Source organism: Micromonospora sp. NBC_00362 (assembly GCF_026342155.1).
Taxonomy (GTDB): Bacteria; Actinomycetota; Actinomycetes; order Mycobacteriales; family Micromonosporaceae; genus Micromonospora; species Micromonospora hortensis.
The window spans coordinates 72,932-98,505 of sequence record NZ_JAPENH010000001.1 but is presented as its reverse complement, the minus strand read 5'-3'; the positions used below and the strand labels follow the sequence as shown (position 1 = coordinate 98,505).

The following is a 25,574-nucleotide window of genomic DNA, read 5'->3' as shown; positions in this document are numbered from 1 at the left end:
ACAACCAGACCGGTGGGGGCCAGGCGCTCGGCCCGCCCCCCACCGGCTCTGCCGTCAGACGAGTCGGCGGCGGACCCACCAGAGGGAGAACAGGGACAGCACGGCGGTCAACGCGATCAGCACGCCGAACTCCCGCCATTGCAGGCCCCAGAACTTCGAGGCGGGCACGTAGCTCACCTTCAGGCTGAGGTTCTGCTCGCCCAGCCACCTCTGGCACGCCTCGCGCCCGCCGAGCGCCCTCGGTCCGCACCGGGTCATGTCGGCCGGACCGGTGAACTCCGCTCCGGTCGAGGTGATCGTGGTGCTCGACACGACCCAGTCACCCCTACGGTCGGGCTCGACGTGGACAGTCATCTGCCCAGTGTCGGAGCTCATCGAGATCCCGAAGTCGCCGTCGAACGTCAGAGGGGTGACCGTGGTGATCGGCTGGGCCAGCCAGGGGCGCACCACGAACGGCGCGGCGATCTGGAGGCTGACCACCACCAGCAGGGTCACCGCCATCGCGCCCAGGGTCCGCCGCAGCAGCAGCCCGGTGGCGACACCCACCACGAAGGCCAGCGTCGCGTAGCCAACCGGGACGATCCCCCGGGCTGCGAACACCAGCGGGTTCATCCGGTCCGCCGAGGCCCCGTCGATCGGCTGCGCCCACTCGGTCAGCACCAGGCTGAGCAGGCCGGCACCGAGCGCGGCGGCACCGACGCCGATCGCCAGTTTGACCAGCAGCCAACGCCCGCGGCTGACGGATTGGCTGAAGACCATGCGGTACGTGCCGGACTCCAACTCCCGGGCCACCAGCGGCGCGCCCCAGAAGATGCCCACCAGGGCAGGCAGCAGGTAGAGGGCCCCGATGGCGGCGATGTGGAACTCACTCGCCCATCCCGGTTGCAGCGCCTGGAGGAACGCCTCGCCGGCGGCACGGCAGGCGTCGCCCTGGCAGCCGGTGTATCCGGTCTGCGTGGCCAGCTCGGTCACCTCCGACCAGGTCAGCGCCAGAGCGCCCAGGAGCGCCAGCAACAGGGTGCCGGTGGCCAGGGCCGGGGTGCGGAACTGCCGCCAGGTCATCCAGATCATCGCTGCCCCTCCAGAACCCGACCCGTACCGTCGTTGGTGGCGCCGCTCATGTACGCCAGCACGATGTCCTCCAGGTCCAGCCGGTCGACCTGCCAGGACGGGTCGACGATCGGCGCGGTGCTGCGCACCACCAGTGTCGACTGCACCTCGGTGTGACTCTGCTCGACCAGGGCTCGCCCGGCGCCCAACTCGGCGGTGTCGCGCCGCCGCCCGACCAGGCGGTGGTGGGTGGCGAGCAGGTCGTCCACGTCGCCGGCCACCCGCACCCGGGAGGCGACAAGCACGATCAGGTGGTCGCAGACCCGTTCCAGGTCGGCGACCAGGTGCGAGGACATCACGATGCTCATGCCCTGCTCGGCGGTCAGCTCCATCAGCCCCTGCAGGAAATTGCGCCGGGCGAGCGGGTCGAGGGCCGCCACCGGCTCGTCGAGCAGCAGGAGATTGGGCCGCTTCGCCGCGGCGACGGTCAGGGCCAGTTGGGCGCGCTGGCCGCCGGAGAGCTTGCCCGCCTTCTGTTTCGGGTCCAGGCCGACCTGGGCGATGCGCCGCTCGGCGAGCGCGGCGTCCCAGGACGGGTTGAGGTGCGCGCCCATCCGCAGGTGGTCGGCGACGGTCAGGCCGGCGTAGACCGGGGTGTCCTGCGCGACGAACCCGACCTGCGGCGACCCGCTGACCGGCCGCGCGCCGAGCACCTCGATCCGCCCCGCGGTCGGATCGAGCAGCCCACAGGCCAGTTGCAGCAGCGTGGACTTACCGGCGCCGTTCGGCCCGACCAGGCCCACGACGTGGCCGGCCGGGATGTCCAGAGTGCAGTCCTTCAGTGCGGAGCGCCGCCCGTACCGCTTGGTCAGGCCGTCCGCGATCAGGGCGCTAGTCATCCTCGGGCCTCCGAAAATGCCCGAAAGCTGCTGAGGAAGAGCGCCTCGATGCTCTCGTCGTCCAGGCCCGCCTCCCGTGCCTCGGTCAGCCAGCGGGCCAGGCCCTGCCGCAGCGGCTCGTGCTTGCTCAGCGAGTCGCCGACCAGCGTGCGGGTGACGAACGTGCCCAGCCCGGGCCGGGCCGTGACCAGGCCCTCGTACTCCAACTCGCGGTACGCCTTGGACACCGTGTTCGGGTTGATGGCGACCCGGGCCACCACCTCCTTGACGGTGGGCAGCTTGTCGCCCTCATTCAGGACCCCGAGCCGGAGCGCGTGCCGTACCTGTCGGATGAGCTGCATGTACGGCGCTACTCCGGACCGCGCGTCCAGGTGAAACTCGATCACCTCGCCACCCCATTCTACTAGTTGCCTAGTAGAATAGGGCCATGGAGGAGCTGTCCGCTACCTCGTTGCGATGGGTCCCACCAACGTGGCTACAGGCCCAGGCCCCGCAGGGTCGGTACGGTCTGACCCACCCAGGCGAGGTCGGTGTCCTCGCGAGCACCCTGGGTGCGTTGTGTGCCGGCCAGGAACCACAGGAAATAGGTGGTGTAGCCGGGTGCGCTGACCACTGTGTGGTACCCCTCGGGCATCATCTGCATCACATGGTCACGGATGGTGACGTTCTCCTCGTACCCGTCGTCGGTGTAGACCCGGCTGATGCCGAACCCGTTCGCCGGGCTGACGCGGTAGTAGTACATCTCCTCGTGTGCTGCCTCGGCGGGCAGGTCGTCGACCTTGTGCCGGTGCGGCGGGTAGGTGCTCCAGTTGCCCGAGGGTGTGTAGGTCTCGCCGACGATGAGCCGGCGGGCTGGCAGCTCCGGCTGGGAGATCTCGGTGAGGATCTGGTGGTAGGTACGGCCGAAGTTGGCCGCTCCCCAGCGGCCGCCCACGACCTGCTCCGGCGCGATGACATAGGGGTCTGTGGCCAGTTCGCTGGGTGCGCTGGGTAGGGCTATCTCCACGGCGGTGACCGCCTCGACGGTCACCGAGGCGCCGGCCGGGATGTAGACCGAGTGCGGCTTGCCGGAGAAGACGTCCGGACGCTTGCCGACCTGCGGGAAGTGGTGGCCGGCGACGGTGAAGCTGGCCGTGCCACCGAGGATGACGGCCAGGATCTCCCGGTCACCGGACTCGCCCGTCCAGGATTCGCCGGCCGACAGCCGCAGCAGTGTGAAGTCCAACAGCCGGCAGGGATTGAAGGGCAACGTGTTCCGGCCGTCGACGGCGGGAATGGAACAGTGGTAGCGGTAGTCCATGATCACCTTTCGGAATGCGGGGCGGAGCGGGTCGGTGCGCGGTGGTCACCAAGGGCTGGTCCAGCCGGGAATCGTGGCGCGGGTGAGGGCTTCCAGGTAGAAGTAGTCGCCCCACAGGGTTCCCTCGTCGACGCCGACGCTCTTGGGTTTGTCGTAGACGCCGTGCAGGATCAGCGCGTTCGAGGCCGGGTGGCCGCCGGTGGAGTAGTGGCCGATGAGCGAGCGCAGGATCTCGGCGGCGGCTTTCCGGTACCGGTCGGCGCTGGCCGTGTCGTCGGTGAGGCCGTCCGCCAGTTCGATCAGGCCGCAGACGGCGATGGCCGCGGCCGAGCTGTCCCGCTCCTGGCCGCTGCCGTCGCCGAACTCCAGATCCCAGTACGCGACGTGGTCGTCAGGCAGGTGAGCGAGGAAGCGGTCGGCGCAGGTCCTCGCGGCCGCGAGCAGCGCGGGGTCGCCGATGTGCCGGTGGTTGAGGCTGAACCCGTAGATGCCCCATGCCTGCCCACGTGCCCAGCAGGAGTGGTCGGAGTGGCCCTGCTCGGTCTCGCCGCGTAGCGGCGCGCCGCTGGCCGGGTCCCAGTAGAAGGTGTGGAAGGTGGTGCCGTCCGGACGCAGGATGTGCTGGCGCAGCTGAGCGGTGTGCCGGCGGGCCGCGGCGGCGTAGCGGTCGTCGCCGGTGCTCTGGCTGGCCCAGAAGAGCAGCGGCGTGTTCATGAGGCTGTCGATGATCGTGCGCCCGCGTTGCCGGGGGTCGTTCAGGTCGCCCCAGGCCTGGATGATTCCGGCCGGTTCGAGGACGCGCGTCATCAGGTGGTCGGCGGCGGCGAGGGCCGCGTCTCGGGCCTGTGGATCGCCGGTACGGCGGGCCGGGGTGACGCAGGCGAGGGTGTAGAGGAACCCGAGGTCGTGGGTGTCCAGGTCGATGCCGTGGGTCATCCGGGCCGCGAAGCTGTCCACGTGGGAGAGCGCCGCCCGCAGGTGGCGCTCGTCGCCGGTCAGGTCGTGTGCCAGCCAGAGCATGCCGGGCCAGAAGCTCGTGGTCCAGCCGACGTTGGCGCCCTCGGGCTGGCCTGCGCTCGGTGGCCGGAGCGGGTAGCGGTTGGCGTCGGTGGTGTCCGCGGGGTACCGGTCGCCGAAGGTGGCGATGTTCGAGTCGACGGTACGTATCGCGGCGGCCACCGCGGCCGCCGTGGCTGCTGCGTCGGAGTTGGGACGGACGTCGGTCGCCGTCATGGATGCTGGTCTCCCTCGTGGGTCCGGTCCGGTGCCGGGCAGGTGTGTCGTCGGTGGGTCGGCTCGGTGGCCGGAACCTGGTGCTCAGGTGGTCTGGGGTGCGGTCGTCGGTGGGTCGAGGGCGGCGCGCAGTGTGAAGCTGCTGTTGGCCCAGACGACGTAGAGCAGTGGCGCGGCGGCGAGGCCGAGCGCGATCGCGGGGCGGGCCGCCAGGATCTGGGCGAGCAGCACGAGGACGAGCAGTGACACTGCGGTGAGGTACCAGCGGCGCACCGCCAGGTACACGCAGGCGCGGGCCACCTCACGCAACCGCGCGGTGGGTCGGTCGGCGAGGGTCACCAGCCCGAGCAGCGTGGTCGCGACGGTGAGGACGATCAGGGTCGCGAGGACCGGCAGGGCGAGTGCCCCGACCCGGTGGCCCCACGCGGCGCGGGCGTCGACGGCGAGCACGACCAGGGCAGCCATGGCCGCCGCCGTCCAGAGCATCGCCGGCCGGGCGGTGGCTCGCCAGGCGCGGCAGTAGGTGCGCAGCACGCCGCCGGTGTCGCCGGCCGAGTAGGCGGACATGACAGCGAAGGCCGCACAGAGCCCTGGCGCGCAGAGCGGAGCGGTCAGCGCGTACAGAGGCCAGGACCGCGCCGCGTCGGTGGTGAACGCGAGCGTCACCAGTGGCAGGCAACCGAGCACCAGCAGCAGGTTGGTGGCGAGCGCGATGTAGAACCCGTCGAAGACGGCGGTGATGGTGTGGTGGCGCGAACGCATGGGCCTCAACCCTTCAGTCCGGTCGAGGCGACGCCCTCGATGAAGTAGCGCTGGCCGAGCAGGAAGATGACAGCGACGGGCAGCACTGACAGCACCGAGCCCGTCATGATCAGCGCGTACTCGGCGTTGTACTGGGAGATGAAGGTGTTCAGCCCCAACTGGATGGTGCGCAGCTCCGGACTGCGCAGGTAGACGAGCGGGCCGAGGTAGTCGTTCCAGGTGGTCGTGAACATCAGCAGGGCCAGACTGGCAAGCGCCGGCCGGGACAACGGCAGGATGATCCGTCGGTAGATGCCGTACTCGCTGAGCCCGTCGACCCGCGCCGCTTCGCTGAGCTCCTCGGGGATCGTCTCGTAGAACTGCTTCATCAGGAATACGCCGATCGCGCCGAACGCCTGTATCGCGACGATCGACCACAGCGTGTTCGACAGGTGCAGCTTCGACATGAGAATGAACTGCGGGATCATGTACGACTGCCAGGGCACCGCGATCGTCCCGACGTACGCCAGGAAGAGCAGGTTGCGGCCGGGGAAGCGGACGCGGGCGAAGCCGTAGGCCGCGAAGCTGCCGGTGAACACCTGCAGGAAGGTGACGATCACCGACAACAGCAGGGTGTTCCACAGCCACGTCGTCATGTCCGAGCGCTGCCAGATGTCGACGTAGTTCCGCCACACCACGGGATCGGGGAGCCACGTGATCGGGATGGTGAAGACGTCATTGTTGGTCTTCAACGACGCCACCACCATCCAGAAGAACGGCAGCAGCAGCCCGGCCGCCGCGAGCACGAGAGCGGCGTACCCGAGGAGCCGCCCGCCCAGGGAGCGGACCGGTCGGCGGGGCGCGCGGCGATTGCCGGGCGCGGCGACGGCCGGGGCGGGCAGGGAGAGGTCGGTAGCGGTCATCAGCTGTTCCTCCGCTTGTTGACCATGAACTGGATGACCGTGATGCCGAAGCAGATGGCGAACAGGACGACGGAGACCGCCGAGGCGTAGCCGAACTGGTTCTCCTCGAAGCCCTTCTGGTAGATGTACTGCGAGAGCACGAGTGTCGACTGGCCCGGTCCGCCGCCGGTCATCACGAGGATGAGGTCGAAGACCTTGAAGCTCTCGATGGTGAGCAGCACCGTGACGAAGAAGGTCGTGGTTCGTAACCCGGGGAGGGTCACGTGCACGAACCGCTGCCACGGTGAGGCGCCGTCGGTCTCGGCCGCCTCGTAGAGCTGGGCCGGGATGGTCTGCAGGCCGGCCAGGAACAGCAGCATGTAGTAGCCCATGTAGCGCCAGGTGCCGACGATGATGACCGCCGGCATCGACCAGGTCGCCGACGCGGTCCAGCCCGGCGGATCGTCCACGCCGACGGCACCGAGAAGAGCGTTGATCGGGCCGTACTCCGGGCTGAACAGCTGGTTCCAGACGACCGCGATCGCCACGATCGAGGTGATGTAGGGGAAGAAGGCGATGGTACGGAAGAACCGCACGCCGCGCAGTTTGCGGTTGAGCAGCAGCGCCAGCCCGAGTGCTGCCACGAGGGTCAGCGGGATGTGGAAGACGGCGTAGTAGACGGTGTTGCGCAGTGCGGTCCAGAAGCTCGAGTCGTCCCACATCCGCCGGAAGTTGGCGGTGCCGGTCCACTCGGCCACCCCGAAGACGTTCCAGTTCGTGAAGGCCACGTAGAACAGCACGACGACGGGTACCAGGGTGAGCGCGGCGAAGCCGATGAAGTTGGGAAGGATGAACGACCAGCCGGCGACCGTGTTGCGCGACACCAGCCGCCGGTTTCTGGGTCTCGTGCGCGGCAAGGTTGCCATAGGGAGTCTCCGGAAGCGTTCGGCCTGGGGGCGGGACCGGCGTGCGGCGCGGGCGCGCCGGGCCCGCCATCGGCTCACTGGTTGAGGACTTCGTTCTTGGCGCGGTCCCGCGCCTTGCTCAGCTCCGCGTCGACGCCCTTGCTGTCGGAGAGGATCGCCGAGTGCGTCTCGTTGAGGAGGTTCTGCAGGCCGGCGGTGTGCTTCGACACGGGGTTCTCCGGCTTGATGGTGTGCTTGGAGTAGGCGAACTTCGACAGGTCGTCCTGCGGTACGCCGTTCAGCCCGAACAGCGACGCGGCGACCGCGTCGGTGACCTGGGCCGGGGTGATGCCGATCCCGGCCAGCGCCTTGCCGGCCTCCGGGCCGGCCGCGTACTTCAGGAAGTCCTTGGCCGCGGCGGTCTTGGACTTGCTGATCTTCGGGTTGATCCCCAGGCCGGTCGGGTCACCGAAGGTGACAGGTGTGGCGGACGTGCCGGTGGTGGACTTGTCGAACTGCGGCGCCGGGGCGATCCCCCACTGGAACGTGTCGGCGTCACCGCTCTGTCGCTGGTTGAGCAGCGTGGCCACGTACCAGGTGCCCATCAGCAGCATCGCCGACTGCTGCTTGCCGAACTGCGCCTGGTAGGTGAGCTTGTTGGTCTTCGCGGTGCCGAAGCTCGGCTGCGCGCCGGCCGCCTGCAGGTCGAGTGACCGCTCGTAGTACGGCTTCAGATAGCCGAAGTCCCCGGAGAGCAGGTCCGCGTTGGGGGTCTGGGCGAGCGCGAATCCCTGCACTGTCGACTGGAAGGTGTGCTGGTACGCGCCGGTCGCGTTCGAACCGGCCCCCTTCAGCCCGGTGTGCAGTCGCTTCGTCGCGTCGGTGTAGTCGTCCCAGGTCCAGCTGCCGTCCGGCGGCGCCACCTTCGCCTTCGCGAACAGGTCCTTGTTGTAGAACAGCACCCACGAGTCCTGCCGGTACGGCACCGCGTACGCCTTGCCATCGACCTGGTACGACGCGAGCGCCGGGCTCGAGCCGAGACCGGAGGTGGCGTCGGAGACGTCAAGCAGCTGACCACCGCTCTGGTACGTGTAGAAGTTCTTGAGGTTCTTCATGACGTAGACGTCCGGGGCGGTGCCGGCGGCCAGGTCCGTGATCATCTGGGTGTCGTAGTCGTTGCCTGGGGCGTACTCCTTGAGCTCCACAGTCACGTTCGGGTGGGTCGCCTTGAAGCCGTCGGCGAGCGTCTTGAACTCCGGCGTGGACGACAGGCTCCAGCCGGCCAGGCTGATCGTCACCGGGGCGTTGGGGTCGACTGGCTCGTCTCCGCCGCCGCAACCGGCGAGAACAAGCGTCAGGGCCGTCGCAGCGCTGATGACGGCCGGTATCGCACGCTTCATCCCTTTCTCCTTCAGGTCAAGGGGCCCGGACGGGCCCGCACTGCTACCAGGACGCCTGGGTGGGCCTGGCATGCTCGGTGTCCAGACGTGTCGCCGTGCTGATCCCGTCGGGCCAGTCGACCGCCAGGTGAAGGCCGTCGGCGTCCTCGTCGACCGCGACCTGGCATGCCTGCTCGGCCGTGGCCACCGGCACCCTGGACAACTCGGTGAAGGTGGCGGCCCACGCGCCCGGCCGGACGGGGTGGTCCAGCCAGGGCACGACCAGCCCGCCGGCCAGGGGCCCGCCGTGCGCAACGGCGGTCACGCCGGCCGTTCCGCCGCCGTGCAGGCTTTCGAGCCGGCTGGTCAGGTCGGCCCCGGTCACGACCGCCACACCGCCGCCGGCGGTGGCCGTCGCATTCCCGGCGATGGCCCAACCGCCGATCCGTAGCCTGAGCGCAGCCGCCTCGACGCCGTCGGCGAGGCCGTCGACACGGGTCAGACGTAGTTCCCAGGGGCCGCGGACCAGCGAGTAGACAGTGAGGTGCCCGGCCGGTCGGGACCTGCCCACCCGGCCGCCGCCGTGATCGCGCTGACCGGGATCCGGGTCGACCCAGTGGGCGAGGGCACGTGACCCGGCCACGCCCACGCCGTCGCTGCCGACGCGAACGGTCAGCAGGCGCATGCCGGCGCGGTGGGTGACCCGGCCCGCGTCGTCGACGAGAGTGACGGACTGGTCGAGCGGACCGTCCCAGCCGCTGTCGTCGAGGACCGGGGTGGTGGCGGTGGAGTAGCCCAGTCGGGCGTAGAGCGGGGAATCTGAGACGGTGGCACCCTCGACGGCGTGGTCGGTGCCGTGGTTGACGACGCGGACGATGCCGTCGGCACGGGTGCCAGAGATCAGCCAGCCTGGCGCGTGTATCGCCCGCACCGCGTCCCGCTCCTCGACCGGCAACGGCTCCTCGGGAGCCGTCCAGATCGGATGGTCGGCGGGTAGCGCGATGCCAAGCAGGCCCTTGCTGGCCCAGTACGGCGAGCCCGGCCCGGAGTACGACTGCGCGAGTCGCGGCCACGGCCCGTGCCAGCCGAGGGTGAGCAGGCCTCGTTGATCCAGGGCGCCGTTGGCCACGAAGTGACGCACGATGCGGGTGGCCGCACCGCGCAACCGGCCGAGGCTGACCGATGGCACACCGGCGATGGCGCCAACCCAGAACGGCGCCGCCGCGGCGAAGCGGTAGGTCAGGCTCCGCCCCTGAATCAACGGTGATCCGTCCGCGCCCACGAGCGCGACCGCGTCGCCCAGAAAGCGGTCGAGGCCGGCCAGGTCCCGCTCGCGGCGCTGCTCGGCCAGGTCAGCGGCGCCGGCCATCCGCGCCCACAGCGTCGGGTAGAGGTGCAGGGCCCAGCCCACGTAGTGGTCGTAGGCGCGGTCCGGCCCGTCGGACATCCAGCCGTCCCGGCGGGCGAAGCCGTCGTGCGAGCGCAGGTCCTCGGCCATCTCGTCGAGCGAGTGCGGCCCGCCCACCGAACGCAGAAACGTCTGTACGACCAGCCGGAACCAGACCCAGTTGATCCGTGGGTACGTGTCGTCGCCAACTGCCGGGCGCAGGTAGTCCACCACCCGCTGGCGCACCACGGATGGCAGTCGATCCCAGATCCACGGGCGGGTCATGTCCAGGACCAGTGCGATGGACGCGGCCTCCACCTTGGCCTGGGGGTGCTCGTCCAAGCGCACCCAACGGTCCGCGGAGCTTGGGTCGGTGCCGGCGGTGATGCCTGCCGCGTACCGGTCCACGAGCTCGTCCACGCCCACCCCTCGGGCACCCGCGATGCGGAACCCGGCCAGCAGGAAGGTGCGGGCGAAACCCTCCAGTCCGTCGACGGCCCGCCCGTAGCCGCCCTCCGGCCCGGGGAAGGTGACGAGGGCGTGCCCGGGAGACGCGAACGGTCGGGCGGCGGCGAGGATCCGGTCGGCGAGGGCCAACCAGTCATCGCGGCTCCAGGTCGCGGCGGTAGCGACATCCGAGTCCGTCGCCGGTGCCACCCGGCCGGTCGTCCTGAACGTCATCCGTGGTCCTGTCGCATCGATCCGTCTCCGTCGACTGTGGCGAGCGGGGCGTTGCCCATGAATGTGACGTGCAGGCATCCGCAGGGTTTCCGAAGTAAAACGCTCACAAAGGAGCAAGTCAATGCCGTTCCCAAACCGATGTGAACACACTCGATCAAGAAGGGGCACAACACCGCCGTGACGCGCCAAGTGCTCTGATACGCTCACAATCGTTCATAGCCGCTCCACTGCCGAAGGAGTCATGACCGACCCGGCGGAGCACGACTCCTATGCTCATCGTCGGATGGGGGAGATCAGCCGATCCGGCTCGCGATCGACGCCACCGCGTTCGGCCGGGCCGGCGAGGTCGTCCGCACCCTGCAAGAGTTTCCGCCGCACGAAGCGTTCCTCGGAGGTCCCCCATGACCAAGGACAGCCCCGTCGTCGCCACGGCGGAGGCCCCCCGAGGGCCGCTTCAGGTCGCCCGCCGCCAGCAACTGTTGGCAGCCCTGCAACGCGACGGCTCGATGCGCATCTCTGACCTGTCCCATGTGCTGGGTGCCGCGCCGGTCACCATCCGGCGCGACATCGCGGAACTCGCCGCCGAAGGGTTGGTTCGCCGGGTCCACGGTGGGGTCGCCCTGATCCTGCCGGACGACGTCCCGGCAGCCGACGAGCCACCCGCCGCTGGTCGGGACCCGCTGGTCGGGCGGGCCCTCGGCATGCTCGTGCCCTCCTTGGACTACTACTGGCCGGACGTGGCGCGCGGCGTCGAGGGGGCCGCCCGCGAGCTGGACATGCGTGTGGTTCTGCGCGGCTCCTCCTACGACAGTGAGGACGACCAGCCGCAACTGGCCCGCATGGTGGGGCGGATGGGCGTCGACGCGCTGATCATCGCGCCGAGCATGGACACACCGACCGCCGAGCGCACCGTCGAGTGGCTCGACCAGGTCGGCGTTCCGGTCGTCCTGCTGGAACGCACCGCCACGGTAGGCAGCCACCACGCTGTCATGGAGTCGGTGGTCACCGACCACGCGCTCGGTGCGGCCATGGCGGTACGCCACCTCACCTCGCTCGGACACCGCAAGGTCGGCCTGGTGCTCGACGCCAACAGCCCCACCAGCCAGCACGTACGGCGCGGCTGGCTCGACGCCACCTCCGAGTGCGGCCTCGACTCGGACGCGACGGTCGTGGCTGTGGTGCCCGACGCGCGGTCGCCCGAGCGGGACAGCGTGCTCAACGGCATCCTTGACCAGTGCCAGGCGACCGGGACGACGGCGCTGCTGGTGCACGCCGACGCCGAGGCGATCGCGCTGGTGCAGCACTGCGAGGAACGGCACCTGTCCGTACCCGGCGACCTTTCCATAGTGGCGTACGACGACGAGGTCGCCGGGCTCTTCAGCCCGCCGCTGACAGCGGTCCGACCGCCGCGACGCTCGATCGGACGAGCCGCCGTGCGTCTCGTCGCCGACCGGCTCGCCGACCCCGACCGCCCCACCCACCGGGTCGTCATCAGCCCGTCGCTGCGGATCCGGGAGTCGACCGCGCCGCCACCCGCGTAGGCGGCCTTTCCCGTTCCGGGACGTTCGCCGATCAGGGACCAGCCGGGCGGCGGCCGCCGACCTCCAGGTCAGACGTAGTGCTGCCGCCATCCTGCCGGCGAGCGCGCATCCAGCGGATGCGGCTACGTGAGCGCGTCGCTACCATGGGTCAGCAACCCAGAGGGAAGGGGTCGTGCCCGCGTGCGAAGTCCCGTCAGCGGAACCGCGTCGGCGTCTGCGCCGGACCGGTCCGCGCCGCTTGCGGCCGGCCGGTTGCGCATGCTCGCCCGGCGGTTGGCGCTGATCGCGGCCGCCGTCGGGGCCGGTTTCGTCGTGGCCACCCTGTTTCAGGGGCCGGCCGCCGCCGACGGGATGCGTAGCGGGTCCGGCGACGAGCCCCATCGCAGGATCGGCGGTCTGGTCGGGTCGGTCGCGCGGCTGACTGTCGCCGAGCGCCCCAACCAGGACCGTCAACGGGCCCCGGCCGCCGACGACCGCCGCCAGGACAGGCCCCGTGCCCCGCTGGCAGTACCCACCGACTCGGTGGCCGCCCCCCGCGAGGATCCCCCCTCGACGGAGCCCCGACGGTCGGCGGGTGCGTCGAGGCTCGGCGCACCCGTCTCAGCCGGCACGCCGGAGCGCGAAAGACTCCGACCGGCCTCCGTGACCCGCGCCGCTCATCGTTCGGCTCACCGGGTGGACCTGTCGCGGCCGGCCGCCGATCCGCCGCGACGGCCGACCACCGCCACCCCCGATCCGTCGGCGGTGCGGACGGCGCCCGGTCCGCCCGTGGTCGGCTTGGTCACCGCTCCCCTGCCGTACGTCGTCGACATCGTGCGCACGGTGCCGATCAGGCCCGTCGTCATGGCGCTCCTCCGTGTCGTCGATGCCGTTCTACCGCCGGTTCCCGGCCCGGTGATCGTTCCGGCGGCGACACCCGCACTGCCCGTTCCCCCGGTGCTCGGGCCAGCCGCCCCGCCGGTGACCCAGCCGGCTCCCGTACTGACAGCTCCGACGTCACCGGTGGTTCCGGCAGTGGCATCCGTACGCGCCACGGCGCCGCCGACCCCGGCCGCGCCACCGCCGAATTCCGCCGACGGCCCCGCGCGTGCCGCGGCCCCGACGGGGCACCTCGCCGCACGCCCGGTACCGGTGGCCGCGAGGGGTGTGTTTCCTGGCCAGCCCGTCGCACCCACCGACCAGGACGCCGTTCGTGTCGACAATGGACCGACTCCCGGGTCAGGGCTGGTCCGACCGCTGGACCGGCAGTCGCACCTCGGCGCCGGGCCACGCTGCGATCTCGTGCCACCTCTGGTCGAGAGCCGAACCCCGTCCGCGATCGCCCGCCCAGGCTGAGGCGGGTCGACCGACCCCGGTGGCTGGCCCGAGCGGCCAGCCTGTTCACCCGCTGGTCGGTCGATCAGTGCCCGCGCCCGTCCGCCGCGACGGTGCCGCGGGCCGATGCCCACCCGTCTGTAGCGCACGATCGCCCTGACCAACCCGTGGATGTTCCGGGATCGGTGGCCGTCGTGACGCGTACCGGAGATCGGAGAAAACGTGGTGATCCACGTTGTCGTCGCCGAGGACATGGGTTTGCTGCGCGGGGCGCTCTGCGCCGCGCTGTCACGCGAGGAGGACATGGAGGTGGTCGCCGACGTCGAGGGTGTCGGTGAGCTGTTGACTGTGGTCCGGCGGTGCCGACCGCAGGTGGTGGTGCTGGCACTGACACCGGAGCTGCCCGACCCGGTGGCGGTGGTCGCCCGGATCGACGACGAGGCGCCGCACGCCGCCGTGCTGGCGATGAGCCCTCGGTGGAGCCCGGCACTGGTGGAGGCGGCGCTGGCAGCCGGCGCGCGCGGCCTTCTCGGGAAGGACAGCTCGCTGGCCGAGTTGGTGCGGGCGATCCGCGCGCTCGCGGCCGGGGAGCGGGCGATCGACCCGGCTGCGGCGATCGCGGTGCTGAGCCCTCCGGAGACGCCGTTGACGCCTCGGGAGATGGACGTGCTGCGGATGGCGGCCGAGGGCCTACCCCTGAAGGAGATCGCCGTACGCCTCTACCTGGCACACGGGACGGTGCGCAATCACCTGTCGGTGATTCTGCGCAAGACCGGGGCCCGCAACCGACTGGAGGCGGTGTCGCGCGCGCGGCGTAACGGCTGGCTGTGACAGTTCGGGGGCGGGTCCGGAGTTTCCGGGCCCGCCCCGTCGCCGTGCGGCCCCACCGGTTGCGTGTTTGAATGTTGACGTTGTGTGATCGCCATCGCAGTGCGGGAAGGTTCATCGTGATCCGTACCCTGCTCGCCTTGGACGGTGCCCTGGTCCTGGGCGCGCTGTCGTTGGTCCTCGCCGCCGAGGACGACATCCGTGTCGTGGCGGAGGTGGATTGCGGCGACGCGGTCTCCGCTGCCGTCCGCGCCCAACGCCCCGACGTGGTGGTGGCCGACCTCGACTTCGTCGAGGGAGTCGATCCCGACCGTCTCGACCGGTGTCCCGTCCTGGTGTTGGCCCACCCACGTCGGGCCCGGCGGCTGCGAGGCATGTTGTGCCCGACGAGGGCTGTCGGCATCCTGCGCAGTGACGCCGCGCCCCAACGGGTCATCGACGGGATCCGGCGGCTCGCCCGCCGGGAGCCCGTGCTCGACGCGGATCTCGTCGTCGCGGCGCTGCGCTCGGACGGCCCACTGACCAGCCGTGAGACGGAGGTGTTGCGGCTGACGGCCGCGGGCGCGCCGGTCGCGGAGGTGGCGGTGTCGCTCGGGCTCACCCGTGGGACCGTCCGCAACCATCTCGGTCGGATCGCCCGCAAGGTCGGCGCGCGTACCCGGGTGGAGGCAGTGCGGATGGCCGGCGAGGCGGGCTGGATCTGACCGGATGCGCGGGGTTCAGCCCTGCCGCGCCGGCGCCGCCGGGGACGGCACCGCCGAGTCGTCCCAGCAGCCGACGAGCACCCCGTAGGTGGCCGAGCGGGCCATCAACTGGTCGTGCGTCCCCACCACGGGCTCGTCGCCGTCGAGGACCAGCACCCGTCCGGCCCGCAGCGCGGAACTGATCCGGTGCGCGATCACCACGAGGGTGCCGGGCCGCCGGGCGAAGGCCGTCTCGACCGTCGCTTCCAACACCGGGTCCAGGTGGCAGGTCGCCTCGTCGAGGACCACCAGCGGAGCGGGCGCCAGCCAGGCCCGGACCGCCGCGATGAGCTGCCGCTCGCCGGCGGAGAGCAGGGCCGGTGCGACAGGCGCCCCCAGGCCACCCAGGCGGGTCGCCAGGGGACGCGCGCCGAGCGCGTCGAGGGCGCCCTCCAGCGTGTGATCGTCGGCGTCCGGCCGGAGGTAGCGGAGGTTGTCGGCGAGGCTGGCGGTGAAGACGTACGCCTCCTGGGGGACCAGCACTCGCATCCGGGCGAGAACGGCCGGCTCGATCTCGGCGACCCTCGTGCCGGCCAGGTGGACGGTGCCTGCCTGCGGGGGCACCACACCAGCCATCAGGGCGGCCAGTGTGGATTTGCCCGCACCGCTCGGGCCCACCACGGCGAGATGGTCCCGGTCGGCCAGTGTCAGCGAGAAGTTCCGCAGGACGGGCCGGGCGCGCGGGCCGTACCCGAAGGTCACTCCCCGGACCTCGAGGGCTGGCGGGCGACCGGCAGGACCGACGGGTGGTCCGGGGCGGGGCATCCGGGCGGCGAGGGCCGGTGGGCGCTGGTCGTCGGAGCCCGGATAGGCGCGCAGGATGTTCTCCAGGGTGACGGCGTAGCGGAGCCCGCCGCCGCCGAGGCCCTGCACCAGTGTGTGCAGGGCGGGTTGCAGCCCGGTGGAGACGTAGATCAGCGCGCCCAGCACCGCGCCGGCCGTGAGACCACGCTCGACCAACCACGGGGCGGTCACCATCAGCAGCAGCAGTGGCAGCCAGCCGCCGATACCGAGGCTGAGGCTGCGGATCGCCGCCATCCGGGCGAGCATACGTTCGGCGGCCGCCTGCGCCGACACCCAGCCGGCCACCTCCTCCGACACGCGGGTCTGGGCGCCGCAGGCCAGCACGTCGCGATGACCGGCCAGCGCTGTCGCCGCCGACTGGCCGAGCTGCTCACCGGCCCGGACGTAGGCGCGCTGGTGCGTGACCATCGCCGGCAGCGCGGCGAGGAACACGACCAGGCCGGCGACCAGCGGAGCGACCGCCAGCGCCGCCACCACCGGCGCGAGGGCGAGCAGGCCGAGCACTGCCGCGCCAGCGGAGAAGAGGAAACCGCGGGTCACCATCAGCAGACCGGCGAAGGTGTCGCGGACGATCTCCATCTGATGGGTCAACCGGGTAACGGCGGCGCTGTCCGGACGGCCACCCGCCCTGGTGGCGTCACGTAGCGCGCCCCGGATCACCTGGGCGGCCACCTCGTCGCGGAACGGCTCGACCACGGCGCCGAGGCTCCGGTACGTCCGACCGGTGGCCGCCGCGCCGACCAGTACGGCCACGGCGAGGACCCCCAACCAGGCCAGGCCGTTGAGCAGACGTCCGGCCAGGAAGCCCTCGTCGACGGCGCGGGCGACCAGGTAGCCGGCGAGCAGCGCGGGCAGCGACTCGACGAGCGACCAACCGCCGAGCCCGGCGAGTTCTCGCCGCCGGGCCCGCAGCGCCCGCCAGGTCACCCGGCGTACGCCGGGACCGTTCACGACCCACCGCCGGCCGGCTGGAAGACGGCACGGTAGTCCGGGTCGGCCCATAGTTGCCGGTGCGGTGCCAGGTCGCGCAGCCGACCGCCGTCCAGCCAGGCGACGAGGTCGGCCGCCGCGGCCGCCGCGGTCCGGTGGGTGACCACCAGTCGGGTACGCCCCCCGGCGCGCCCGAGAACCGCCTCGGTGATCCGGTGTTCGGTAGCGGTGTCGAGGCTGGACGTCGCGTCGTCCAGGATGAGCAGCCGTTCGGCGGCGAACGCGCGGGCCAGGCCGAGACGTTGGGTCTCGCCCCCGGACAGCGGTGTGTCCACCAGCGGGGTGCGGTAACCGCCGGGCAGACGCTCGATCACGTCGGCGACCGCCGCCATCCGGGCCGCCCGCAGAACCGCCGGTGTGGCTGGGCTCCGATCGGCCGGCGGCGCCGCCGAGTCGACCGGCAGCGCCAAGCCGATCGCGTCGTGGACTGTCGCGCCGATCAGCACCGGCCGGTCGAAGGCGTAGCCGACGGCCCGGCGCAGCGCCGTCGGGTCGAGGTCCCGCAGCGGCACCCCGTCCAGTCGCACCTCGCCGCCGTCGGGGTCGTACAGCCGTCCCGCCACGGCCGCCAGGGTCGACTTGCCGGCACCGGACGCTCCGACGACGGCCACTGTCGCGCCGGCCGGCACGTCCAGGTCGACGCCGTCCAGGATGGGCCGGCCGTCGTCGGCGTGCACGCACACCCCGCGCAGTCGCAGGGCGCCGCCGCCGGGTGGAAGGGACCGGTCGCCCGCCGACGTGGCGGGCTGCGTCAGCAGCTCGGCGACCCGGTGTGCTCCCGCGCGGCTGCGGACCAGGTGGTTCAGTGTGGCGAGCACCGCGCCGAGCCCGGCGCCGATGGCCGCGTACCGGACCGCGGCGACCAGTTCACCCGGCGTGAGCCAGCCTGCGGTCAGGGCGTACCCGCCGACCGCGACGACGCTCAGGTTCAGCAGCGGCGCCACGGCCGAGGTGCGCGCACTCGCCCGGGCCAGCAGTCCCCAGGTGCGCCGGCCGTGCCGGTCCAGCTCCGGTAGGGCCGCCAGCACCCGGGCCTCCTCGCGGCGGGTGGTGCCGGCGGCGGCGATGGTCCGGGCGCCGGTCAGCGACTCCAGCAATCGGCCGGCGATGGCGCCGAGCACCCGTTGGTACGCGGCGGTCGCTGTCGAGGCGTCGGCCACGAAGGCGCGCATGAGGACGGCGAGCAGGCCGAGACCGGCGAGCAGCGTAACCCCGAGGACCGGTTCCATGATGGTGAGCGCGACGACGCTGCCGAGCGGCGGAAGCACCGCCACGATGGCCAGGACCACGGCATTGCCGGCCTGTCCCGCGTCGGCGGCCTGGCCGACCAGCCGGCCGACGAGGTCACCGACCGGATGCCGGCGGGTGGCGCGGACGTCCAGGGCGAACAGGTGACGCAGTAGCCGCCGACGCAGCCCGGCGGTGGCACGCGCCGCGCCGAACCCACTGGCCAGGTCCGTCAGGGTGTCGACGCCGATGAGAACGACGACCAGGGTGCCGGCGGACACCGCCCACCAGCCGGAGCCGCCGGCGAGGGCGGCGTCGACGGCGCGGCCCAGGGCCGCGGGGAGCAACAGTTCGGCGGCCGCGCCGAGCAGCGCGACCGCCGCAAGTCCGGCGGTCCAGCCGCCGCCCGCCAGGACCGTCTGCCGCAGCAGCCTGTCCCCCACGGCGAACGTCGGCATCGGTCCTCCCGTTGGTACGCGGGTGCCCTGGGTGGGCACGTCTACCCACCCAGGGCCCCACGTGTGATGGATCAGTTGCAGGTCGTGACGGAGAGCGAGCTGTCGCCGCAGAGCAGCAGGCTCGCCCGGCTGCCGCCACCGGTGCGGTCGGCCGGAGCCATCTCCAGGCCCTGGAGGTCCAGAAGTGCCATGTCGTTCACCTCCCTTCCTTCCGTTCGCCGATCAGGTCGCCCCCGCTGTCGCGGGGGAGTCTGTTCGCGCCCGGCAGGGGCGCGAGGAAGGGCAGCGCCGGCGGCTGGTCGTGCTCCGCGCTGGCCAGCGCGTACAGCACGCCGGCGGTGCCGGTGCCGAAGTCCATGGAGAGCCGCAGCAACTGCTCACCGGGGAAGGCGGTCCCCTCCCGGTACGGCAGCGCGTGCCAGGCCAGCCGATCCACCTGCGCGCGGAGTTCACGACGGTCGGCGTCGTCGGTCGAGGCGGCGAGGTAGGCGATGATGCCGGCCCGGCCGGCGAAGAGCCCGGACTGTGCGTAGAACGGTGACCGGGCGGCACGGCGTACCCCCGCGCTCGCCTCGGCGAACCGGTCGTCGGCCCGGTGGCGCAGGTACTCATCGAGGACCAGCCCGATCCCGACACTGCCGTGCGCCAGGTAGGGCATGGTGCGCCAGCCCTCATTGACCTCCAGCGCACCGTCCGGGCGTAGCACACACCGGCGCAGATCCTGGCGCAGCGCCGTGGCGGCGTGCCCCAGCAGCTCGTCGTCGCCGCTGAGCTCGTAGAGCCGCACCAGCATCAGCGCCGGTCCGGTCCGGCCGCGCAACAGCCCTGCGTACGGGTTACGTCCGCCGCTGACGTCCGGGCCCGGGTCGTCGGCCAACTGGCCGATCACCCGCTCGGCGGCCCGCCACGCGGCGTCGCGCAACGACACCTCCCCGGTACGCGCGGCCATCTCGGCCAGGTTGAGCGCGATCCCGGACAGTCCGCTGGCCAGGCTGTGGTCGAGCCCGTCCAGAGGTTCCCGCAGGCAGATGTCGAGAACGTCCAGCGCGTCCTGCCGGCGTCCGAGGTGGACGAGCGCGTACGCGACGCCGTGCAGCCCGTCGTAGAAGCCGCAGCGAGTGCCGGACGGGGGCGCTGTCGCCCGCCGCACCAACCAGTCTTCGTGCTCGGGCCACCGTCCGGCACCGCTCCTGTCGAGCGCGTACAGCACTCCCGCCGCCCCGTGGGCGAGGTTGAGGCCGCCGCTGCGGAACTGCTCGATGTCACCGGGGAAGAGCCGGTCGTCGCGCTCGGGGGTGGCGCTGGCCACGATCGCCGTCGTCAGCCGGTCCCGCATGGTGCGCCAGTCGTCGGCGTCGAGATCCCCTCGCGGTTCGGCGGTGAGGCGCGGCTCACCGGTGATTTCCTCGACCGCCGGGTCGAGGAAGGACCTCGGCACCGGGAAGTTCGCGGCGATGATGTCGGCCAGGTGGGTCACCTTCGCCGGGGCGAGCCGGACCAGCTGGGTCAGTGGCAGGAACAGCGCCAACCGCAGGCACGCCAGGGCGTACCGGTCGACAGCCGGCCCGCTGCGGTCCCTCGGTGCCGCGAAGCCCTGGTTACGCAGCCCGGGTCGGCGGTGCCCGGCGATCGGGGCGGCCACCTCGAAGTCGACAAGGGCCACCCGGTCGTCCGGCCGGATCATGATGTTGAACAGGTGCAGGTCCCCGTAGACCAGGCCGCGCTCGTGGATCGCCGCTACGACGGCTTCGACCTGCTCGTAGGTCTGGCGGGCCCACCGGGTGTACGCCGCCCGATCGCCGTCGGTCGCGTCGGCGTCGATCAGCGGGTACCTGTCGACAAGCACCTTGTTCAGCGGTCGGCCCTCGATGAACTCCAGCGCGAGGAACCGGTGCTCGCCGAGGGCGAACTCGTCGTGCACCCGAGGCACCTGGGGCAGGTCGGCGAGTTGCCGCAGGGCCTGCGCCTCGCGGGCCAGCCGGGCGACGGCGTCGGTGCCGTCGGCGTCCAGGCCGGCGTGCGGTCGGGCCTCCTTCAGCACCACAGCGGTGTCGGTACGCAGGTCCCTGCCCACGTACAGGCCGCCGCCGTTCGAGAAGTGGATCACCCGCTCGATCCGGTACGGCACCTGGTCCGTGCTGGTGCCGCTGCGGGCGGCCAGGTGCGGGCCGAGGAAGTCGGGCACTGTGACCCAGGACGGTACGTGAAAGACGGGCTCCCGCCGGTCCGGCACCAACGTGCCGGAGTCGTCCTCGATCGCCGGCACCACCTGGCCGTCGGGCGAGTGGCAGTAGCGGGCGGCGAAACCGCCGTAGCGCACGTGCACCGGGCCGGCGCCGTAGCGGAGGTCACTGAGGATGTACGGCCCGGTCTCGCCGGTGAGCAGTTCGTCGAGTTCCTTGCAGGCCAGCTCCAGCTCCGCGTCGTCGCACGGATAGACGGTGATGAACTTGCCGCTGGCGGCCCGGGCGGCGTACTTGGAATTGCGCAGCAGCAGCGTGCGCGGCCCGCGCAGGAACTTGAAGGACAGGCCACGGGGGACGCAGTAGTTCCAGACCGCGTCCAGCACCCGTTCGGCGTTCGCCAGACCCGCCGACACATGAATCTTCCAGCCCTGCTGCGGCAGCGAGCCGCCGTCGGGCGCGTAGATCAGCCAGTCGTCGAGCGGCTCGCGGCGCCAGCCGTTCGGCGTCGGCCGTTCGGCGGCCGGGAAGACGGGCTGTGCGACGGCGCTGCCGAGCGAGTCGTAGAACAGCGGATCCGCGGCGCAGTAGCTGTCGTAGCGTTCGTCCACCGTCTCGCCGCCCCTCGAACTCGGCCGGCTGGTGTTCCGGCGTTGAATCGAGTCTCATCGACGGGACGAGTGGGCTCCAGTGCGCTTAGTCACGACGTTCGATGCGGGCTGCACAGGTACTCATGACATTAGTCAGGTCCGCGCGCCGTAGACGGCGGCGCCCATGGGCTTGTCGACGTCGAGGTCCGTTACCGCGGCGACCCGGGCGATCATCATGTACTGCCCGATCACCATCAGGAGTTCGACCACCTCGCGCGGGGAGAGCAGCCCGGTGAGTGCGGCGGTGGTGTCGTCGGGCGGGCGGACGTCGCGGACGACCTCGGTGGTGAAACGCAGGACGATCCGCTGGTCTGCGGTGAAACAGTCGTCCCCGATCTCGTTGCGCCCGAGCGCGTGGATCATCTCGTCCGTGGCGCCGGCGGAGCGGGCGATGGGCTCGTGCTGAGCCCACTCGTATGTGACGTCGCTCAACTGGGCGACTCGCAGGATCGCGATCTCGCGGAGCAGTGGGTCGAGGGCAAGGTCCTTGAGCAGCGTGCCGCCCCAGCGCATCCAGTCCGGAAACGCGGTCTCGGCGTGGGCCATGACGCGGAAGAAGCTCAGGGGACGCGCGGCCTGCAAAGCGTCGCGGACCGGTGGCGGGGCCTCGGCCGGGTTCACATATGGCAGGCGACTCATGGTTCCCCTTAGAAGCGGCAAATCGGGTGTCACGGACCATATCCGATCCTGGTTGCGCTCGCGGCGGATCCCGTTCGGGGAGACCGGCGGCGGTGTGCCGATGAGCATTCGTGCGCGACGAAGGCGCGGGTGACCTGGGCAAATCCACGCTGATGCTCGTCGATGTTGCCAGAGCCGGCCCAGACGTGTTGGAATGGCTGATATCGCCGCAGCGCGGGGGCAACCGCGCTGGGAACGGCCAGCACGGGAGCATCGCAGCGCCGGCAGCGCGCCGCCTTGGCGGGCGCTCGCCTGGCGGATCGCCGGGCCATCTCTACGACGGCGGGGCACCTTGCCGGGCAATCATCCTCGCCCGCCGTCGGTAACCCCCGGCACGTGTCCCCCAACGGCTGACGCGCTCGACGCCCGACCCGACGGGGAGCGTCCGATTCGGCCTGCCAGCACCAGCACCGGCGACGAGGTGAGAAGCAATCATGATTTCCCGAGAGAACTTCGCGGGTTGGTACCGAAACCGCTTCGTGTGGGTGGCGGTGATCCTGCTGGTGGTATCGGCCGGCGCGGTCGTACTGGTCAACCGGGCCGATTCGGAGGCGAAGCCGGCGGATCTGCAGTCGCAGATCATCGCCCGGATGCGTACCACGCTCGAACAGGCGGACCCGGGGCAGCACAACCACGCCGGACACGGCGCCCAGCAGGCGGCCACCACGGAGAAGCCGGCGGTGATCTGCGGGGTCCGCGTCTACGGCTACGAGCCGACCGAGGCCGCCGCGCTCGCCGACGTGCAGACGGTCTACGGCTTCCACCTCTGCGGGGTCGCCGAACAGAAGCGCCCCTGGGATGTGGCTGTCAAACTGGCCGGCCCCGTGATCATGGACATGTCCACCCAGCCTCCGGGCATCCAGGTGGTCGAGGCGACCGCCGAGGTCATGTTCACCGACCGGGTGCGGCAGATGCTCCCGCCCAAGTACGCGGATCTGGCGCTCAAGGAGGCGCTGTCCGAGTCGGAGATGGCCGACCAGCGCCGCCGATACGACGCCGCAGCCGGCCTGTGACCGCGCCAGGCGAACGGTGGCGCGGTCGTTACCCGCACCCGGATCCGAACCGGGCGGCTGCGGACACCCCGGTCAGCTCGATCCACATCCGACCATAGATAGATAACGGTTGATATTTAAGTCGTGAGATGCAACAGTTGGCTTGGGAGCGTTCCCATACCGATAAGTAGTCCCGAAGAGCGGAGGATGAACAGTGCGTTCACTCAAGTCCGATCGATCCGGCGGACGATCCCGGTCACCAGTCCGTCGGTCGCTGCGAGCATTCGTCATGGTGTTCGCCATCGTGGCCGGCATGCTGCCCTTCACCGGGGCAGCCCAGGCCCACGGCACGATCATCAACCCGATGAGTCGCGCCTACCAATGCTGGAAGGCGTGGGGCAACCAGCACATGAACCCCGCCATGCAGCAGCAGGACCCCATGTGTTGGCGGGCGTTCCAGGCCAACCCCGACACCATGTGGAACTGGATGAGCCAGCTGCGCGACGGCCTCGGCGGCCAGTACCAGGCCCGCACCCCGGACGGCCAACTGTGCAGCAACGCCCTGTCCAGGAACGACAGCGTGAACCAGCCCGGGGCGTGGAAGACGACCACCGTCAGCCGCAACCTGACGGTCCAGCTGTACGACCAGGCCAGCCACGGCGCTGACTACTTCCAGGTCTACGTCACCAAGCAGGGGTTCAACCCGTCCACCCAGAAGCTCGGATGGGGCAACCTCGACCTGATCACGACGACCGGGCGCTACGCGCCGGCGCAGAACATCTCGTTCAACGTCTCGCTCCCGTCGCGCAGCGGAAACCACATCCTGTTCGTGCTCTGGAGGGCGTCGCACCTCGACCAGACCTACATGTGGTGCAGCGACATCAACGTCACCTGATCGGCGGCACCAACAGCTACAGAACTATTCCGGCTCAGGGCGTCAACGCCCTGAGCCGGATTGGTTGTCTCAGGTGGAGGTCACGCGTCGGCTTCGAGAGCGAAGGTGTTGCCGTCCGGGTCCTGGAACCAGGCGATACGTCCGCCTCCGGCCCGCGCGGTAATCCCCTTGTCGTCGTGCTCGAACTGCTCGTAGCGAACGAACTCGACGCCGGACGAGGTGAGTTCGTCGACGATCTGGTCCATGTCGTCGACGTACCACGTCGCCACCGTCGCCGAGGTCTGCCCGGCAGTGACCGACTGGTACACGTTCAGCGCCGGCCCGCCACCGGAGCCATAGACGCGGCTACCGTCGGCGATGGTGGCGCTGGGGCCGGACCGCAACGCGCGCAGGCCCAGCGCGCCTTCGTAGAAGGCCACGGCCGTCTGAATGTCGGACACGGCGACAGAGGCTCTGAGGTGGTACGTACTCAAGGGCATGAACCACTCTGGCAGGTGCTCGACGAATCGGGGCGTCGAATCGGAGACCGTCAGGTCCGCGCCCTGCGGGCAACGCGGCAGAGCACCTGGGCAGTGGTTGTCAGCGACGACGGCTCTCGCCACCGCCCACCCGGGCGATGCCGACCGGGCCGTGCCACAGGCCGGGGATTCGCTGTTTCGGGGTGCGGTTGATCGCCGCACCCGACCACAGTGTGCAGAAGGTGCGAAAGTTGAAGGAAAGGCCGAATCCCGACAGATGCTTCGGATCGCCTCTACATAGGCTCTGAGCAGGGAATTCATCCCTGCACCGTCGCCAGAAACGGCGTCGGATTCCGCCGAGGAGTCCGTCGGTGCATCTGATCAAGGAAGTGCCTCTCATGCACCGTACGCTTCGCCGAGGGCTGCTCGTAGCCGCCACGATGATGGTCGCCAGCATCGGAATCACCGCGACGCCAGTAACCGCCGCCCCACCAAGCCACAGCACAGCAGCGAGCCTCCCGGCGCGCGGCCTGCCCTCGTTGGGCAATGGGACCTGCACCCTGCTGTGGGACCTGCTGAACGCCGGAGGCCGCAACGGGCTCATCGCCATCGGTCTCACCGCCAACCAGCAGCTGATCAAGTTCGCCGCCAACCGCCCCGCCCTCGCCTGCACCATCGGCACAGTCGACCTGCCCGGCAGCGAAGCGCTCATCGGCATCGACTTTCGCGTCCAGGACGGACGTCTCTACGGCGTCGGCAACAACGGCGGCGTCTACGCGCTGAACACGCGCACCGCGGCGGCCACGACGATCAGCCAACTGACCGTCGCGCTCAACGGCACGTCGTTCGGCGTCGATTTCAACCCCGCCGCCGACCGACTCCGCATCATCAGCGACACCGGCCAGAACCTGCGCCACAACATCAACCCCGGCGGCACGACACTTGTCGACGGCTCGCTCACCTACCCGCCCAGCACCGCCGCCGTCGGTGTCACCGCCGCGGCGTACACCAACAACGACCTCAACCCCGCCACCGCGACCACACTGTTCGACATCGACACCACACTCGACCAGGTTGCCCTGCAATCTCCCGCCAACTCCGGGCAACTGGTGGCCACCGGCGCACTCGGGGTCAACGCGACCCTCCAAGCTGGCTTCGACATCCACAGCCCGCTGAGTGGAGACCGCGCCGTGGGGAACAACGCCTGGGCCGTCCTCAACGGCATCGCCGGCTCCCGGCTGTACCGGGTCGACCTGCTCACCGGTGCGGCTCAGACGACCGGCGTGTTCAACGGGCACGTGGTTCTCGATCTCGCCCTGCTCCTGCGGCAGTGACC

23 protein-coding genes are annotated in these 25,574 nt (G+C 70.8%); 6 read left to right on the top strand and 17 right to left on the bottom strand.

All coding sequences use genetic code 11. From position 1 onward, the window contains the following. Nucleotides 1–54 precede the first annotated feature (54 nt). The 10 genes from OG992_RS00425 to OG992_RS00380 form a co-directional block, all read right to left on the bottom strand. Nucleotides 55–1,071, bottom strand: coding sequence for an ABC transporter permease subunit (locus tag OG992_RS00425; RefSeq protein ID WP_266301924.1), 1,017 nt, complete (start codon nucleotides 1,069–1,071; stop codon nucleotides 55–57). Next, on the bottom strand, nucleotides 1,068–1,949 hold the full coding sequence (locus tag OG992_RS00420) for an ABC transporter ATP-binding protein (protein ID WP_238684133.1): 882 nt from the start codon (nucleotides 1,947–1,949) through the stop codon (nucleotides 1,068–1,070). The genes OG992_RS00425 and OG992_RS00420 overlap by 4 nt, the downstream gene beginning before the upstream one ends. After that, the gene (locus OG992_RS00415; RefSeq protein ID WP_112583335.1) at nucleotides 1,946–2,335 is read right to left on the bottom strand and encodes a GntR family transcriptional regulator; all 390 of its coding nucleotides are present in this window, start codon (nucleotides 2,333–2,335) and stop codon (nucleotides 1,946–1,948) included. Before OG992_RS00415 ends, OG992_RS00420 begins: the two co-directional genes overlap by 4 nt. 89 nt (nucleotides 2,336–2,424) lie before the next feature. Beyond that, nucleotides 2,425–3,249 carry a 5-deoxy-glucuronate isomerase gene (gene iolB, locus OG992_RS00410; RefSeq protein ID WP_266301923.1) on the bottom strand — a complete coding sequence of 275 codons (825 nt, stop codon included), beginning with the start codon at nucleotides 3,247–3,249 and terminating at the stop codon, nucleotides 2,425–2,427. Nucleotides 3,250–3,294: 45 nt separating this feature from the next. Then, complete coding sequence (locus OG992_RS00405) at nucleotides 3,295–4,482, bottom strand: glycoside hydrolase family 88 protein (RefSeq protein ID WP_266301922.1); 1,188 nt, start codon at nucleotides 4,480–4,482, stop codon at nucleotides 3,295–3,297. A gap of 84 nt (nucleotides 4,483–4,566) precedes the next feature. Further along, complete coding sequence (locus OG992_RS00400) at nucleotides 4,567–5,244, bottom strand: hypothetical protein (RefSeq protein ID WP_266301921.1); 678 nt, start codon at nucleotides 5,242–5,244, stop codon at nucleotides 4,567–4,569. 5 nt (nucleotides 5,245–5,249) lie between these two features. Continuing rightward, nucleotides 5,250–6,146 carry a carbohydrate ABC transporter permease gene (locus tag OG992_RS00395; protein ID WP_238684138.1) on the bottom strand — a complete coding sequence of 299 codons (897 nt, stop codon included), beginning with the start codon at nucleotides 6,144–6,146 and terminating at the stop codon, nucleotides 5,250–5,252. Beyond that, nucleotides 6,146–7,009 carry a carbohydrate ABC transporter permease gene (locus OG992_RS00390; RefSeq protein WP_238684139.1) on the bottom strand — a complete coding sequence of 288 codons (864 nt, stop codon included), beginning with the start codon at nucleotides 7,007–7,009 and terminating at the stop codon, nucleotides 6,146–6,148. Before OG992_RS00390 ends, OG992_RS00395 begins: the two co-directional genes overlap by 1 nt. Before the next feature lie 116 nt (nucleotides 7,010–7,125). Next, the gene (locus OG992_RS00385; protein WP_266301920.1) at nucleotides 7,126–8,430 is read right to left on the bottom strand and encodes an ABC transporter substrate-binding protein; all 1,305 of its coding nucleotides are present in this window, start codon (nucleotides 8,428–8,430) and stop codon (nucleotides 7,126–7,128) included. A 43-nt stretch (nucleotides 8,431–8,473) separates the two neighbouring features. Next, nucleotides 8,474–10,477, bottom strand: a complete 2,004-nt coding sequence (locus OG992_RS00380) for a DUF2264 domain-containing protein (protein WP_266301919.1) — start codon at nucleotides 10,475–10,477, stop codon at nucleotides 8,474–8,476. 401 nt (nucleotides 10,478–10,878) lie between these two features. Between OG992_RS00380 and OG992_RS00375 the strand changes: the two genes are divergently transcribed. Next, the gene (locus OG992_RS00375) at nucleotides 10,879–12,018 is read left to right on the top strand and encodes a substrate-binding domain-containing protein (protein ID WP_266301918.1); all 1,140 of its coding nucleotides are present in this window, start codon (nucleotides 10,879–10,881) and stop codon (nucleotides 12,016–12,018) included. Between the two features lie 668 nt (nucleotides 12,019–12,686). Here the strand turns inward: OG992_RS00375 and OG992_RS00370 are convergent. Next, complete coding sequence (locus OG992_RS00370; RefSeq protein WP_238684143.1) at nucleotides 12,687–12,863, bottom strand: hypothetical protein; 177 nt, start codon at nucleotides 12,861–12,863, stop codon at nucleotides 12,687–12,689. 691 nt (nucleotides 12,864–13,554) lie between these two features. On the opposite strand from OG992_RS00370, the gene OG992_RS00365 reads away from it, so the two are divergent. After that, complete coding sequence (locus OG992_RS00365; protein ID WP_266301917.1) at nucleotides 13,555–14,163, top strand: response regulator transcription factor; 609 nt, start codon at nucleotides 13,555–13,557, stop codon at nucleotides 14,161–14,163. Between the two features lie 116 nt (nucleotides 14,164–14,279). Next, the gene (locus OG992_RS00360; RefSeq protein WP_266301916.1) at nucleotides 14,280–14,864 is read left to right on the top strand and encodes a response regulator transcription factor; all 585 of its coding nucleotides are present in this window, start codon (nucleotides 14,280–14,282) and stop codon (nucleotides 14,862–14,864) included. A gap of 15 nt (nucleotides 14,865–14,879) precedes the next feature. On the opposite strand, the gene OG992_RS00355 is transcribed toward OG992_RS00360, so the two are convergent. The 5 genes from OG992_RS00355 to OG992_RS00335 form a co-directional block, all read right to left on the bottom strand. Next, nucleotides 14,880–16,658 carry an ATP-binding cassette domain-containing protein gene (locus tag OG992_RS00355; protein WP_266301915.1) on the bottom strand — a complete coding sequence of 593 codons (1,779 nt, stop codon included), beginning with the start codon at nucleotides 16,656–16,658 and terminating at the stop codon, nucleotides 14,880–14,882. Next, nucleotides 16,655–18,382, bottom strand: a complete 1,728-nt coding sequence (locus tag OG992_RS00350; RefSeq protein ID WP_266301914.1) for an ABC transporter ATP-binding protein — start codon at nucleotides 18,380–18,382, stop codon at nucleotides 16,655–16,657. The genes OG992_RS00355 and OG992_RS00350 overlap by 4 nt, the downstream gene beginning before the upstream one ends. Nucleotides 18,383–18,453: 71 nt before the next feature. Further along, nucleotides 18,454–18,573: a SapB/AmfS family lanthipeptide gene (locus tag OG992_RS00345; protein WP_013734295.1), complete on the bottom strand. Its 120-nt coding sequence runs from the start codon at nucleotides 18,571–18,573 to the stop codon at nucleotides 18,454–18,456. 5 nt (nucleotides 18,574–18,578) lie between these two features. Continuing rightward, nucleotides 18,579–21,176 carry a class III lanthionine synthetase LanKC gene (lanKC, locus tag OG992_RS00340; protein WP_238684148.1) on the bottom strand — a complete coding sequence of 866 codons (2,598 nt, stop codon included), beginning with the start codon at nucleotides 21,174–21,176 and terminating at the stop codon, nucleotides 18,579–18,581. Nucleotides 21,177–21,308: 132 nt separating this feature from the next. Further along, nucleotides 21,309–21,854, bottom strand: coding sequence for a carboxymuconolactone decarboxylase family protein (locus OG992_RS00335; protein ID WP_238684149.1), 546 nt, complete (start codon nucleotides 21,852–21,854; stop codon nucleotides 21,309–21,311). A gap of 473 nt (nucleotides 21,855–22,327) precedes the next feature. Here OG992_RS00335 and OG992_RS00330 point away from each other — a divergent pair, with 473 nt between their 5' ends. Further along, complete coding sequence (locus tag OG992_RS00330; protein WP_238684150.1) at nucleotides 22,328–22,906, top strand: hypothetical protein; 579 nt, start codon at nucleotides 22,328–22,330, stop codon at nucleotides 22,904–22,906. A gap of 268 nt (nucleotides 22,907–23,174) precedes the next feature. Continuing rightward, the gene (locus tag OG992_RS00325) at nucleotides 23,175–23,780 is read left to right on the top strand and encodes a lytic polysaccharide monooxygenase (protein WP_238680842.1); all 606 of its coding nucleotides are present in this window, start codon (nucleotides 23,175–23,177) and stop codon (nucleotides 23,778–23,780) included. Nucleotides 23,781–23,860: 80 nt separating this feature from the next. Here the strand turns inward: OG992_RS00325 and OG992_RS00320 are convergent, their stop codons facing one another. Beyond that, entirely contained in the window at nucleotides 23,861–24,220 is a 360-nt protein-coding gene (locus OG992_RS00320; RefSeq protein WP_266301913.1) for a VOC family protein, read from the bottom strand. A gap of 416 nt (nucleotides 24,221–24,636) precedes the next feature. Here OG992_RS00320 and OG992_RS00315 point away from each other — a divergent pair, with 416 nt between their 5' ends. Beyond that, nucleotides 24,637–25,572, top strand: a complete 936-nt coding sequence (locus OG992_RS00315; protein WP_238684152.1) for a DUF4394 domain-containing protein — start codon at nucleotides 24,637–24,639, stop codon at nucleotides 25,570–25,572. Nucleotides 25,573–25,574 lie beyond the last annotated feature (2 nt).

Bases quoted from the DNA above. Each gene is read 5' to 3' on its own strand.
- OG992_RS00425 (WP_266301924.1), bottom strand. From the start codon at position 1,071: ATGATCTGGATGACCTGGCGGCAGTTCCGCACCCCGGCCCTGGCCACC.
- OG992_RS00420 (WP_238684133.1), bottom strand. From the start codon at position 1,949: ATGACTAGCGCCCTGATCGCGGACGGCCTGACCAAGCGGTACGGGCGG.
- iolB (WP_266301923.1), bottom strand. From the start codon at position 3,249: ATGGACTACCGCTACCACTGTTCCATTCCCGCCGTCGACGGCCGGAAC.
- OG992_RS00405 (WP_266301922.1), bottom strand. From the start codon at position 4,482: ATGACGGCGACCGACGTCCGTCCCAACTCCGACGCAGCAGCCACGGCG.
- OG992_RS00400 (WP_266301921.1), bottom strand. From the start codon at position 5,244: ATGCGTTCGCGCCACCACACCATCACCGCCGTCTTCGACGGGTTCTAC.
- OG992_RS00395 (WP_238684138.1), bottom strand. From the start codon at position 6,146: ATGACCGCTACCGACCTCTCCCTGCCCGCCCCGGCCGTCGCCGCGCCC.
- OG992_RS00385 (WP_266301920.1), bottom strand. From the start codon at position 8,430: ATGAAGCGTGCGATACCGGCCGTCATCAGCGCTGCGACGGCCCTGACG.
- OG992_RS00380 (WP_266301919.1), bottom strand. From the start codon at position 10,477: ATGACGTTCAGGACGACCGGCCGGGTGGCACCGGCGACGGACTCGGAT.
- OG992_RS00375 (WP_266301918.1), top strand. From the start codon at position 10,879: ATGACCAAGGACAGCCCCGTCGTCGCCACGGCGGAGGCCCCCCGAGGG.
- OG992_RS00370 (WP_238684143.1), bottom strand. From the start codon at position 12,863: ATGACGACGGGCCTGATCGGCACCGTGCGCACGATGTCGACGACGTAC.
- OG992_RS00350 (WP_266301914.1), bottom strand. From the start codon at position 18,382: ATGCCGACGTTCGCCGTGGGGGACAGGCTGCTGCGGCAGACGGTCCTG.
- OG992_RS00345 (WP_013734295.1), bottom strand. From the start codon at position 18,573: ATGGCACTTCTGGACCTCCAGGGCCTGGAGATGGCTCCGGCCGACCGC.
- OG992_RS00335 (WP_238684149.1), bottom strand. From the start codon at position 21,854: ATGAGTCGCCTGCCATATGTGAACCCGGCCGAGGCCCCGCCACCGGTC.
- OG992_RS00330 (WP_238684150.1), top strand. From the start codon at position 22,328: ATGATTTCCCGAGAGAACTTCGCGGGTTGGTACCGAAACCGCTTCGTG.
- OG992_RS00325 (WP_238680842.1), top strand. From the start codon at position 23,175: ATGGTGTTCGCCATCGTGGCCGGCATGCTGCCCTTCACCGGGGCAGCC.
- OG992_RS00315 (WP_238684152.1), top strand. From the start codon at position 24,637: ATGCACCGTACGCTTCGCCGAGGGCTGCTCGTAGCCGCCACGATGATG.